Source organism: Burkholderia cepacia, from assembly GCF_001039005.1.
In the GTDB taxonomy this organism is placed as follows: domain Bacteria; phylum Pseudomonadota; class Gammaproteobacteria; order Burkholderiales; family Burkholderiaceae; genus Burkholderia; species Burkholderia theae.
Map to the genome: position 1 here is coordinate 14,424 of NZ_LDWR01000088.1, position 12,622 is coordinate 27,045.

Consider the following 12,622-nt stretch of genomic DNA (forward strand, 5'->3'; position numbering starts at 1 on the left):
GTCACCCCTCGATTCGCATCAGCACCTGGCCCGCGTCGACCGGCTCGCCGTCCTCGACGAGCAGCTCCGCGACGCGGCCGGCCAGCTCGGCTTCGATCTCCGTGAACTGTTTCATCACTTCGACGAGGCCGACGACAGCGCCGGTGGCGACCGTCGCATCGACCGCGACGTAGTAGTCCGCGTCGGGCGACGGGCGCCGGTAGAAGGTACCCGGCAGCGGGCTGACGATATCGTGCAGTGCCATCTTGTGTCTCCTTGAATCGGTATCAGTGATGCGCGGCGAGCGGCTGCGGGCCGGCGGTCCGGATGCCTTCCCGGAGCAGCGCGTGGCGCGTTTCGCGCACGAGGTCGAGCGCACCCGGCGTGTCGCTGTGGATGCAGACCGAATCGAAATCGATGTCGATGTCGTCGCCGTCGATCGTGCGCACCTTGCCGTCGATGCAGGCGCGCAGCACCTTGTCGGCGACCTGGTGCGGGTCGAGGCGGCCGACGCGGCGCGTGAACACGATCGAGCCGCTGCGGTCGTAGTCGCGATCCGCGTAGAACTCGCGGATCACCGGCTGACCGTATTCGGCGGCGATGCGGTAGGTGACCGACGCTTCCATGCAGTACAGCCACAGGCCGGGATCGACGCGCTGCAGCGTCTCGATCAGCAACCGCGAGAATGCCTCGTTGGCCGCCGCGTGCATGTAGAGTGCGCCGTGCGGTTTCACGTGCTGCAGGCTCACGCCGTTCAGGCGCGCGAACTCGCGCAGCGCACCGAGCTGGTACAGGGTGTCGTTGACGAGCGCTTGCGGCGTTTCGGCGATCGTGCGGCGGCCGAAGCCGACGAGGTCGCGAAAGCCGGGATGCGCGCCGATACCGACGCCGGCGTCGCGCGCGAGTTGCACCGTGCGCGCCATGATGTTCGGATCGCCGGCATGAAAGCCGGTGGCGATGTTCGCCGAGCTGATGAGCGGCATGATCTGCTCGTCGACGCCATCGCCGATCGTCCACGGGCCGAAGCCTTCGCCCATGTCGGAATTCAGGTCGACGCTGTGCTTCCTCATACGGTTCGTTCCTCCAGGTTCTCCGGTTCGCGTGCGCGGCGGCGCAGCGCGAAACCGTGTTGAAAGGAGGTTAGCCGCGCGGGGTGCGTCAAAATAGTTCTATTTTTGTATGCGAAGGTATCGATTTTTCAGATACCCCCCGAATCGGCCGCACAGCGCCGCCGGAACTGGGAGCGGCATGCTTCGCCGGCACCGGATTGTCTTCGGCGGAACGGTTGATATGATGTTTGTCGCGCCCTCTTCGGTTTCCACTCCACATGGCCCTGACCCTCAGACAGCTCAAGTACTTCGTCGCGACCGCCGAGCTCGGACAGATTTCGCAGGCGGCGATCCAGCTCACGATCTCGCAGTCGGCCGTGACGAGCGCGATCAGGGAGCTGGAGGACAGTCTCGGCACGCAGCTGTTCCTGCGCACGTCGGCGGGCGTGACGCTCACCGACACCGGGCGGCGCTTTCTCAATCACGCGTACACGATCCTGTCGTCGGTCGATGAAGCGATGCGGATCCCGAACCTCGAAAGCACGCTGACGGGCACGCTCGCGATCGCCGCGAGCTACACGGTGCTCGGCTACTTCCTGCCGCATCACGTGCTGCGGCTGAACACGCTTTATCCGCGGCTGACGATCCACCTGCACGAGCTGAACCGCGAGTCGATCGAGGAGGGATTGATCGCGGGTCGCTACGACATGGCCGTGCTGCTGACGTCGAACGTGTCGAACCCGGCGCTCGTGCTGGAGCCCGTGATCCATTCGGTGCGCAGGCTGTGGGTCGGCGCGCATCATCCGCTGCTCAAGCGCGAGAGCGTCACGTTCGCCGAGGTCGCGCGCGAGCCGTTCGTGATGCTGACGGTGGACGAGGCCGGACAGACGGCGCTGCGCTACTGGAACGAGACGCCGTACCGGCCGAACGTGATCCTGCGCACGTCGTCGGTCGAGGCCGTGCGCAGCATGGTCGCGAACGGCAGCGGCGTCGCGATCCTGTCCGACATGGTGTATCGCCCGTGGTCGCTGGAGGGGCGGCGCATCGAGACGATCGTGCTGCGCGATCCGGTGCCGCCGATGAGCGTGGGCCTCGCATGGCGCAAGAACATCGAGCTGAGTCCCGCGATGCATGCGGTGCGCGACTATTTCCGCCACACGTTCATGGAGCCGCGGGCGCTGGGCGGCACGGCCTGAGCGGCACGTGCGGGTGAAAAAAAACCGGGGCATGCCCCGGTTTTTTCGTTGGTACGCGCTGCTGCCGCTTACGCGTTTTCCGACAGCGCGTCGGCCTGGCTCGCGCGGATGCCGAGGCGCTCGAACAGCGCGCGGTCGCGCTGCGTCTGCGGGTTGCTCGTCGTCAGCAACTGGTCGCCGTAGAACATCGAGTTCGCGCCCGCGAGGAAGCACATCGCCTGCATCGCGTCGTCGAGCTGTTCGCGGCCGGCCGACAGGCGCACGACGGCCTTCGGCATCGTGATGCGCGCGACCGCGATCGTGCGCACGAACTCGAACGGGTCGAGCGGCGCGGTGCCTTCGAGCGGCGTGCCTTCGATCGCAACGAGGTTGTTGATCGGCACCGATTCCGGATACGGGTTCAGGTTCGCGAGCTGCGAGATCAGGCCGGCGCGCTCGCGGCGCGACTCGCCCATCCCGATGATGCCGCCGCAGCACACGTTGATGCCTGCGTCGCGCACGCGGTCGAGCGTGTCGAGGCGGTCCTGGTACGTACGCGTCGAGATCACCTGGCCGTAGAACTCCGGCGACGTGTCGAGGTTGTGGTTGTAGTAGTCGAGGCCGGCGTTGGCGAGCTGCTGCGCCTGTTCGTCCTCGAGCATGCCGAGCGTCATGCAGGTCTCGAGGCCGAGCTCCTTCACGCCGCGCACCATCTCGGTCAGCGCCGGCATGTGGCGCTCCTTCGGGTTGCGCCACGCGGCGCCCATGCAGAAGCGGCTCGCGCCGTTCGCCTTCGCCGCGCGCGCGGCGTCGAGCACCGTGTCGACGTCCATCAGCTTCTCGGCCTTCAGGCCCGTGTCGTGATGCGACGACTGCGAGCAGTAGCCGCAATCTTCCTCGCAGCCGCCCGTCTTGATCGACAGCAGCGTCGACAACTGCACCGCGTTCGCGTCGAAGTGCTCGCGATGCACCTGTTGCGCGCGGAAGATCAGGTCGTTGAACGGCAGCGCGAACAGCGCGACGACGTCGGCGACGCGCCAGCGCTGCGGGGCCGGTGCGGCCACGGGAATCGCGTCGGGTTGCACGGCGGCGGTCTGGGCTTGGGTCATTTCGTTTTCCTGTCCTGGGCGGGAGTGGGGATTCGGTTGGGTCAACGCTGCGCGGCGCGCAGCGACTCGACGAGCGCGTCGATGTCGAGCATCGCCGCGGCGGATTCGGGCGCGGCCGGCGCCATGTACGGAATGCGGCCGATCAGCGGCGCGCGGTGCTCGCGCGCGAGCCAGTCGTGCAGTGTCGCGACGTTCTCGTCCGGGAACGACATCGCCGGGTCGACGTGGTTCGCGACCCAGCCGGCGAGCGTGAGGCCGCGTTGGCGAATCGCGTCGGCCGTCAGCAGCGCGTGGCTGATGCAGCCGAGCCGCACGCCGACCACCATCACGACCGGCACGCCGAGCGCGACCGCGAGGTCGGCCATGTCGCGCGTGTCGGTGAGCGGCACGCGAAAGCCGCCGGCGCCTTCGACGACGACGATGTCCGCGCGCGTCAGCGCCTCGCGATGGCACGCGACGATCGTATCGATGTCGAGCGTCACGCCTTCCTGCGCGGCGACGATGTGCGGTGCAGCCGGCGCTTTCAGCAGGAACGGCGTGCGCAGTTCGGGCGGCAGCACGACGTTAGCGGCCGCGTCGAGCTGGTCGGCATCCTCGTTGCGCCAGACGCCGTCGCGCTCGTACGCGCCGGCCGCGACGGGCTTCAGTGCGGCCGCGCGCAGGCCGAGCCGCGCAAAGCCGTGCAGCATCGCGGCCGATACGAAGGTCTTGCCGATTTCGGTGTCGGTGCCGGTGACGAAGAGCGAGAGCGGGGCGGTCATGCTGCAGTCTCCCGCCGGGCCGCCCCAAGGGGCGTAGCGGGGAATTCGCGGAGCATCGCTCCGCGCCCGCGCAGCCGGCCGGCTTTGCAAAGCCGGCCGTGGACGGCTGCAGCTCCCTCGGGGGGCAGCGAACGTGTCGATCCGGAGTAGCGCTTTAGCGCGTACTCCGGTCCCATGCAAAGCAAGTGAGCGTGGGGGTGGTTCATCTTGCTGCCTCGCTCGCTTCGATCAACGCGGCTTCGAGCCGCGCGAGATCGTCGAACGAATGCGCGGCCGACAGCGACACGCGCAGCCGCGACGTGCCGGCCGGCACCGTCGGCGGCCGGATCGCGGGCACCCACAGGCCGTGTGCGTCGAGCGCGCGCATCGCCGCGAGCGTCGCGTCGTTGCTGCCGATCACGAGCGGCTGCACGGCCGTGTGCGAATCGACCGGCTGCCAGCGCGTGTTGCGCAGCAGCGCGCGGGTGCGCTCGATCAGCGCGGCGAGATGCGCGCGTCGCGCGTCGCCTTCGTCGCCCGCGATCACCTTCAGGCTGGCCGATACCGCATGCGCGACGGCGGGCGGCGCGGCCGTCGTGAAGATGTAGCTGCGCGCGCGCTGGATCAGCCATTCGATCACGGTCTCGTGCGCGATGACGAAGGCGCCCGCGACGCCGGCCGCCTTGCCGAGCGTGCCGACGTAGACGAGATTCGGCGAACGCAGCGCGGCGGCCGCGAGCGCGCCGCGGCCCTGCGGGCCGAGCACGCCGAAGCCGTGCGCATCGTCGACGACGAGCCAGGCGCCGTGGCGTTCGGCCAGCGCGACGAGTTCGGCGAGCGGCGCGAGGTCGCCGTCCATGCTGAATACGGTATCGCTGACGATCAGCTTCGTTTCGGCATCCGACGCATCGAGCAGCGCGCCGAGCGCGGCCGTGTCCGCATGCGGATAGACCTGCACGTTCGCGCGCGACAGCCGCATGCCGTCGATCAGCGATGCGTGGTTCAGCGCGTCGGAGAAGATCGTCGCGCCTTTACCGGTCAGCGCCGTCATCGCCGCGAGGTTCGCCATGTAGCCGGTGCTGAAGTACAGCGCGCGCGGCGCGTCGGAGAAGCCGCCCGCGAAGCCCGCGAGTTCGTCCTCGAGCGTCGCGTGCGCGCGCGAATGGCCGCCGAGCAGGTGCGAGCCGCCGCTGCCGGAACCATAGCGCTGCGCACCTTCGCCGAATGCGGCGACGAGCGCTGGATGCGCGGCGAGGCCGAGGTAGTCGTTGCTCGCGAAGCCGACGATCTCGCGGCCGTCGACGGTCATGCGGGCGTCGCACGCGGTATCGGCGATGCGGCGCACGCGGCGCAGCCCTTGCGCGTCGAGATCGGCGAGGCCGCGCTGCAGGGTATCGAGCAGGCTCATCGTGCAACCTCCGCGAGCGTTGCGTCGAGCGTGTCGCGCGTGCGCTGCGCGAGCCATGCGATGTCGTCGTCGCTCATCACGTACGGCGGCATCAGGTACACGGTCGTGCCGATCGGGCGCAGCAGCAGCTCGCGTTCGAGCGCGTGTTCGAAGAAGCGCCGCGAGAAGCCGCGCGCCGCGTCGCCGTCGAGCGCGACGTCGAAAGCGAACAGCGTGCCGCGCTCGCGCAGGTGGCGCACTTGCGGGTGCGTGTCGAGCGGCGCGAGCGCGGCGCGCATCGCGGCCGACTTGCGGGCATTTGCCGCGAGCACGTCGTCGCGCGTGAACAGGTCGAGCGTCGCGACCGCCGCGCGGCACGCGAGCGGGTTACCGGTGTACGAATGCGAGTGCAGGAAGCCGCGCGTCGTGTCGTCGTCATAGAACGCCGCGAACACGTCGTCGCGCGTGAGCACGAGCGACAGCGGCAGGTAGCCGCCGCTGATGCCTTTCGACAGGCACATGAAATCGGGCCAGACACCGGCCTGCTCGCACGCGAAGAAGGTGCCGGTACGGCCGCAGCCGACCGCGATCTCGTCGGCGATCAGGTGCACGCCGAATTCGTCACACAGCGCGCGCAGGCCGCGCACGTACGACGGATCGTGCATCGCCATGCCGGCCGCGCACTGCACCAGCGGCTCGACGATCAGCGCGGCGATCCGGTCGCCGCGTTCGACGAACAGGCGCCGCACGTCCGCGAGCGCGCGGCCCGCGACGTCGGCGGCCGTCTCGCCCGGCAGCGCGCCGCGCGCATCGGGCGACGCGACGACGTGCGCATGGCGGATCAGCGGATCGTACGCGTCCTTGAATAGCGCGACGTCGGTCACGCCGAGCGCGCCGATCGTCTCGCCGTGATAGCTGTTCGCAACGCACACGAATTCCTGCTTGCCCGCGCGGCCGCGGTTGCGCCACGCGTGGAAGCTCATCTTCAGCGCGATCTCGACGGCCGACGCGCCGTCCGACGCGAAGAACGCATGGCCGAGCGTGCGCGCGGTGAGCGCGTGCAGCCGTTCGGCGAGCTCGATCGCGGGCTCGTGCGTGCAACCGGCGAGCATCGCGTGCTCGAGCGTGTCGAGCTGGTCCTTCAGCGCCGCGTTGATGTCCGGGTTCGCATGACCGAACAGGTTGACCCACCACGAGCTGATCGCGTCGAAGTAGCGGCGGCCGTCGCGGTCGTACAGCCATACGCCCGCACCGCGCGCGACGGGAACGAGCGGCAGGCGCTCGTGGTGCTTCATCTGGGTGCAGGGGTGCCAGACCGCGCGCAGGCTGCGCGCGACCCAGTCGTCGGTGGCTGGCGTACTCAAGGCAACTCCGGAGGCTAAAACAGCCGCGCGGCATCGACGGGATGCCGCGCGGCGAATACGAAAACGCGCTGAGATTAGCGTGTTCCGCGCGACGTTGCACTAGCGGTTACAAACACCGTAAAGCCTTGCGGGGCGGGAGTTCGGCGCAGATCGGAGCGGCTCGGAACGATTCGGTTCGGATGCCCGGAAATGACGGCAGATGGCGACGTTCGAGTGAGCCCCCCCAACAGAAAAAAATCGTGGGGCGGCATGTGACGCGATCGCGAAAAATCGGGGATCGAAGGGCACGGCGAAGGGGCGCGATGCCACGCACGAAAGGTGGCGGCGGAATGGTCTGCGGAATCAGGCGCGGGAGCGGGCCGCCGAAATGGCAGGCGATAGCGAGACGGCGCAAGCGCGCAGGCGGCGACGCGCGACGCGATCACGCACGGAAGAATGAGGAATGAGACAGGAGGCAGGAACGGCAGCGAAATGGGCGTAGCGTATTACCCGCCGCGCGTCAGTGTCAGCGCGAAGCCAGCGCAGGCGTAGCGGTGTCGCGCGTGTTGTCGTCGCCATTGTCGGCCGTCTGCGTCGTGTTCCACACGACGCGGTCGTTGACCGCATACAGCCGGCACGCGCCCGCGCCTTGCTTCGCGCAGTTGTCGAGCGCGAGCGCCATCGGGTCGTCGCCGCCTTCGGCCCACGACCATGCGCCTTCCGACGACACCGCGAACGCGCGGCTCGGATGCTGGTTCAGGAAGCGGCGGTAGCCGTCGCGGCCGGCTTCGTCGACATACGGCACCGCGTTGACCGCATCGATGGCCGCATAGCCGGTGGCTTTCGGTTCGTGCGGGTTCGCGACCGCATACCGCACCGTGGTCGGCAGGTTCAGTTTCGCGAGGAACGCGTTGACGGCCGGCCACCAGATCGGCACGCCGTCGCGATCGACGATCAGCCGGTGCGCGTCGTCCTTGTAGCGGCCGAAATCGATGAACTGGGCCTGCGTGCCGTGCGACACGTACGCGTCGTGCATTTGCGCGACGAGCCCGGGCGTCCACACCGAATCGTTGTCGCCGTACAGCCACAGCGACTGCACGGCCGTGTGCGCGCCGTACTGGTCGAACGCGTCGACGAGGTTGCGCTGCCAGCCGTCGCACAGGTCCTGGCGCAGCCCGCCCGAGAAGTTGATGATGCCGCGCACGCCCGGTGCGGCTTCGGTGCCGTACGCGACCGACACGAGGCCGCCGTGCGACGTCCCGGCGACGACGATGCGCGACGTATCGACGTAAGACTGGCGCGACATGTAGCGCACCGTCGCGTCGACGTCGGCGGCCTGCGCGAGGCCGTTCTTCCCGACGTTGCAGCCTTCCTGCTGGTAGGTGCCGTCCGAGCCGGCGAAGCCCTGGCGGTTCGGCGCGATCACCGCATAACCGCGGCGCACGAATTCGCGCGCGAACGCGAGCGGCCGGCTGCGCGGCTGCAGATGGAGATCGCCGGTGTTCTTGCCGTGGTTGAAGACGACGAGCGGGAACGGGCCGGGGCCGTCCGGCTTGAAGAGCGTCGCTTCGAGCGTGACGGAGCCCGAAGCATCGGCCGGAATGCGGAGGATTTGTTCGTTGAGGTCGGCCGCGACCTGCGGCAGGTTCGCGTCGCTGTAATCGAAGCGCTCGGCGTGGGCGAGCGATCCGGTTGCCGTGCCGGCACCCGTATTCGCGTTCGGCAGCGTACCGGCCTGAGCGGCCGACAGCGCACAGGCCGCCATCCATCCCACCAATACCTTGCTGAACGCCATTCGTAAGCCCTGCCATGCAACATGACCAATTCGAGGTCATCGTAGCCCGACAAATTCGGGTTGTGCAATGCGGGAATTACCCGGCGTCTGACACAGCAACTATTTGTCAGCGTTCACTTACTTCACCGTCGACATAGCGCCAGAAACCGTGCTCGTCGCGCTCGAAACGGCTCGTCTCGTGGAGCCGGTAAGCGCGTCCGCCAACCTTGTAGCGGGCCACGAACTCAACCTCCGCGTGCCGTTCGTCGAGCGGCGCATGGCGTTTCACCGCGAGGCCGAGCCAGCGCGGCGCGTCTGGCGCTTCGGGGTCGGTGTCGAGATCGGGCGGGCAGGTGCGCGCCGCCCACGTCGCGCGCAGGTAGTCGGTCGCGCCGAGCACGTACGCGCTGTACCGCGAGCGCATCAACTCGAGCGCGGTCGGCGCGGCTGTGCCGCCGTCGATGAAGCGGCCGCAGCACGCCGCATAGCGGGGCGCCGGGGCTTTGCCGGCGGGAGCGGGGGACGCGCCGCCGCACGGGCACGCGTCAGGTCGGGTCAAAATCATGCGAAACGGGAATTAACGACGCCGGGTTGTCGGTTCGGCTCACCAGCTCAGCTCGATGCCGTCGTACTGGAAGAAACGGCCGTTGGCCTGCGACACGTCCGCGCCGGCTTCGGCGATCACGCGGCGCATGCCGGTCACGCTGGTTTCCGGATCGATCGCGGCCTGCGCGCCGCCCATGTCGGTGCGCACCCAGCCGGGATGGAGCGAGATGCACGCGGCGTGACGCGTCTGCAGCGACGCGATGCGCAGCACGTCGTTCAGCGCGGCCTTGCTCGCGCGATACAGCCAGCCGGTGGTGCCGGTCGCCTCGGCGATGCTGCCCATCCGGCTCGACACGACGGCCAGCACACCGCGCGCATCCTCGACGAGCGGCAGCAGGATCGGCAGCAACTGCATCGGCCCGCGCACGTTCGTGTGCATCACCGCGTCGAAATCCTCGGCGGTGATCGTCTCGACGCCTTCGGTGCGCGGCCCGTAGACGCCCGACACGAGCACGGCCGCATCGAGCCGCTCGCCGTCGAGCTTCCAGCCGAGCGCCGCGATCTGCTCCGGCTGCGCGATGTCGAGCGCATGCGCTTGCGCGCCGAGCGCGTGCAGTTCGGTGAGCGACGCTTCGTCGCGCGCGGTGGCGATCACGTTCCAGCCGTCGCGCCGGTATTGCCGGACGAATTCGCGGCCGAGGCCGCGCGATGCGCCGACGATCAGTACGGTTTTCATGCCCGTCGCTCCTTTGCAGTGCCGTGGTGACGGCGTCAGGTCAGTTCGATGCAGGTTGCCGTTGCGTCGCCGCAGACACGGAACGCGTGCTTACTCCGCGTCCCCGCACGGCTTCAGCGTATCGACCACCGCCTGCGCGACTTCGTTCATTTGCGCGGCATCGGCGACGACCATGTCGTTGTCGGGCGCATGCTGGCCGCGTGCGGTGAGCGCGGCAACGCAGCGCTTGTAGGTTTCGTCGAGCGCGTCGAAGCTCGACACGGCCATCCCGAGGTTGCGCATCCGGCCGTCGTGCACGCCGTACACGAGCCCGTGCACGGTGAGCGACTGGCCGCGCGCCCACGCGTCGTTGACGATCGTCGTGCGGCACACGTTGACGACCTGCTCGATCGAATTCAGTTCGATCAGGCGGCGATAACGCGCTTCGCCCACCGGCCATTCGTCGAGCAGCGCCGCGTGGCGCTCGCGCACGTCCTGCACGTGATGCAGCCAGTTGTCCGCGAGGCCGACGCGGCGGTTGTGCAGCGCCGCGTTCACGCCCGAGCAGCCGTAGTGGCCGACGACCATGATGTGCTTCACGCGCAGGATGTCGACCGCGAACTGGATCACCGACAGGCAGTTCAGGTCGCTGTGCACGACGACGTTCGCGATGTTACGGTGCACGAACACTTCGCCCGGCGGCAGGCCGATGATCTGGTTCGCGGGCACGCGCGAATCCGAGCAGCCGATCCACAGATATTCGGGCGCCTGCTGGTCGGCCAGGCGCGTGAAGAACTCGGGATCGTCGGCGAGCTTGCGTTTGACCCACGCGTCGTTGTTGTCGAACAGGTGTGAAAGCGGGTTGTCTTGGGTGTTCATCGGTGTGGATTCCGTGTGCGGAAATCAGGTCGATATCGGATTCGGTGTCACCGGCGTCAGGCGGCGCGCTGAGCGTCGCCTTCGCCGTCGTTCTGGTCCGTCGCGCCGAAGCGCGCCGGGTAGCGCGCGCTGAAGCGCAGCGCCGCGTCGTACGGATAAAAATCAGGCAATTCGCCCTGCAGCAGCTTGTCCTTGCTCGCCTGCCACAGCGCGGGATCGAAAAAGTCCGCGTGATGCTGCATGAAGGCGCCACGCACGCGCGGGTCGCCGAGCAGGAACGGCCCGTAGGTCTCCGGAAAGATGTCGTGCGGGCCGACGGTATACCACGGTTCGCCGGACAGCTCGTCTTCCTCGTTGCGCGGCGGCGGCACGCGGCGCACGTTGCAGTCGGTCAGGTACTCGATTTCGTCGTAGTCGTAGAACACGACGCGGCCGTGGCGCGTGACGCCGAAGTTCTTGTACAGCATGTCGCCGGGGAAGATGTTCGCCTTCATCAGCTCCTTCACCGCGTTGCCGTATTCCTTCACGCCGTGCTCGATGTCCGCGTCGGTGCCGTTCTGCAGGTACAGGTTGAGCGGCGTCATCCGGCGCTCGATATACAGGTGCTTGATCACGAGATTGTCGTCCTCGTATTCGAGCAGCGACGGCACTTCCTTCTCCAGCTCGCGCACCAGCGCGTGGTCGAGCCGCGCGAGCGGCAGCGCGACGCTCGAATACTCGAGCGTGTCGGCCATCCGCCCGAGGCGGTCGTGGCGCTTCACGAGCTGGTACTTCTCCATGATCTGCGCGCGCGTCGTTTCCTTCGGCGGCGGGAAGTGATCCTTGATGATCTTGAACACGTACGGGAACGACGGCAGCGTGAACACGAGCATCACGAGGCCCTTGATCCCGGGCGCGATGATGAAGCGGTCGCTCGAATGCGACAGGTGGTGCAGCAGGTCGCGGTAGAACAGGTTCTTGCCCTGCTTCTGCAGGCCGACCGACGTGTAGATTTCCGCCTTCGGCTTGCCGGGCATGATCGTGCACAGGAAGTCGACGTACGCGGACGGCACGCCCATGTCGACGAGGAAATACGAGTGCGAGAAGCTGAAGATGATCTGCAGCAGGTCGCGGCGCAGCAGCACGGTGTCGAGCGCGAGCAGGCCCGGGCGCACGTGGCGGATCGGCACCGCGAACGGCAGCACGCGGTCGGCGTTGATGATGCGGCCGACGATGTACGCGCTCTTGTTGCGGAAGAACAGCGACGACAGCACGTGGATCTGGAAATTCGGCGCTTCGTCGAAGCGGCCGAATTCGTCGTCGATCGCCTGCATCACGCACGCGATGTCGCGCGTGAGATCCTCGAACGCCGGTTCGAGCTGGAAGTTCGTGACGATGCGCTCGAGCGTGACCGCGAGCCCGTCGGTGCCCGGATAGTACGCACGGTAGGTCGGTTTCGCGGCCGGCTCGTCGTTCTCGAGATATTCGGTCGAGATCGCCGGGCGCACGAAGATGAAATCGTTGCTGAAATACGAGCGGTGCAGGATCTTGCAGCACACCGAATTGAAGAACGTTTCCGCGCACTCGGGCTGGCGGTGCGACGTAAGCAGGCCGATGTAGTGCAGCTTGATTTGCTGCCAGACCTCGTCGTCGATGTTCTCCGCGTCGTATTCGTCTTCCAGCCACTCGACGCATTCCTGCACGCGTTCGTCGTACGACGTGATCCGCTCGCGCGCGAGCCGCTGCAGCCCGTGCCAGTCGGCGCGCTCGTACAGCGTCTTCGCCTCGACGGCCGCTTCGCGGAAGATCCGGTAGTGGCGGTCGAAGTTTTCGAGCATCGTCTGCGCGACGTCGAAACCGATCTGCGAAGACAGCAGTTTGGGGAAGTGATTCATTGCGTGCAGGCTCGTTCGGGAGGGGCTGTAAGCACTCGCCATTTTAGCGCCC

12 protein-coding genes are annotated in these 12,622 nt (G+C 67.7%); 1 reads left to right on the forward strand and 11 read right to left on the reverse strand.

What is annotated here, in order from left to right; genetic code table 11:
• Position 1: 1 nt before the first annotated feature.
• Together VL15_RS36535 and VL15_RS36540 are read right to left on the reverse strand one after the other, a co-directional pair.
• A complete protein-coding gene (locus VL15_RS36535) occupies positions 2 to 244 on the reverse strand; it encodes an acetyl-CoA carboxylase (protein ID WP_048251674.1) in 243 nt (80 codons plus the stop codon).
• Positions 245 to 266: 22 nt separating this feature from the next.
• Entirely contained in the window at positions 267 to 1,049 is a 783-nt protein-coding gene (locus tag VL15_RS36540; RefSeq protein WP_048251675.1) for a 5-oxoprolinase subunit PxpA, read from the reverse strand.
• Between the two features lie 257 nt (positions 1,050 to 1,306).
• Between VL15_RS36540 and VL15_RS36545 the strand changes: the two genes are divergently transcribed.
• Entirely contained in the window at positions 1,307 to 2,224 is a 918-nt protein-coding gene (locus tag VL15_RS36545) for a LysR family transcriptional regulator (RefSeq protein WP_048251677.1), read from the forward strand.
• Between the two features lie 68 nt (positions 2,225 to 2,292).
• On the opposite strand, the gene bioB is transcribed toward VL15_RS36545, so the two are convergent.
• The 9 genes from bioB to aceK form a co-directional block, all read right to left on the reverse strand.
• Positions 2,293 to 3,312 (reverse strand): biotin synthase BioB, encoded by a 1,020-nt coding sequence (gene bioB / locus VL15_RS36550; RefSeq protein WP_048251678.1) that lies wholly within the window; start codon positions 3,310 to 3,312, stop codon positions 2,293 to 2,295.
• A 41-nt stretch (positions 3,313 to 3,353) separates the two neighbouring features.
• Positions 3,354 to 4,073, reverse strand: coding sequence for a dethiobiotin synthase (gene bioD, locus VL15_RS36555; protein ID WP_048251679.1), 720 nt, complete (start codon positions 4,071 to 4,073; stop codon positions 3,354 to 3,356).
• 202 nt (positions 4,074 to 4,275) lie between these two features.
• Positions 4,276 to 5,460, reverse strand: a complete 1,185-nt coding sequence (bioF, locus tag VL15_RS36560; protein WP_048251680.1) for an 8-amino-7-oxononanoate synthase — start codon at positions 5,458 to 5,460, stop codon at positions 4,276 to 4,278.
• On the reverse strand, positions 5,457 to 6,803 hold the full coding sequence (gene bioA, locus VL15_RS36565) for an adenosylmethionine--8-amino-7-oxononanoate transaminase (protein ID WP_048251681.1): 1,347 nt from the start codon (positions 6,801 to 6,803) through the stop codon (positions 5,457 to 5,459). The genes bioF and bioA overlap by 4 nt, the downstream gene beginning before the upstream one ends.
• A gap of 505 nt (positions 6,804 to 7,308) precedes the next feature.
• Positions 7,309 to 8,577, reverse strand: coding sequence for a dienelactone hydrolase family protein (locus VL15_RS36570; protein ID WP_048251682.1), 1,269 nt, complete (start codon positions 8,575 to 8,577; stop codon positions 7,309 to 7,311).
• A gap of 106 nt (positions 8,578 to 8,683) precedes the next feature.
• A complete protein-coding gene (locus tag VL15_RS36575; protein ID WP_048251684.1) occupies positions 8,684 to 9,121 on the reverse strand; it encodes a YchJ family protein in 438 nt (145 codons plus the stop codon).
• Between the two features lie 39 nt (positions 9,122 to 9,160).
• Positions 9,161 to 9,838, reverse strand: a complete 678-nt coding sequence (locus tag VL15_RS36580) for an SDR family oxidoreductase (protein ID WP_048251686.1) — start codon at positions 9,836 to 9,838, stop codon at positions 9,161 to 9,163.
• A 90-nt stretch (positions 9,839 to 9,928) separates the two neighbouring features.
• Positions 9,929 to 10,696 carry a carbonate dehydratase gene (can, locus tag VL15_RS36585; RefSeq protein WP_048251689.1) on the reverse strand — a complete coding sequence of 256 codons (768 nt, stop codon included), beginning with the start codon at positions 10,694 to 10,696 and terminating at the stop codon, positions 9,929 to 9,931.
• A 56-nt stretch (positions 10,697 to 10,752) separates the two neighbouring features.
• A complete protein-coding gene (gene aceK, locus VL15_RS36590; protein ID WP_048251690.1) occupies positions 10,753 to 12,570 on the reverse strand; it encodes a bifunctional isocitrate dehydrogenase kinase/phosphatase in 1,818 nt (605 codons plus the stop codon).
• Positions 12,571 to 12,622 lie beyond the last annotated feature (52 nt).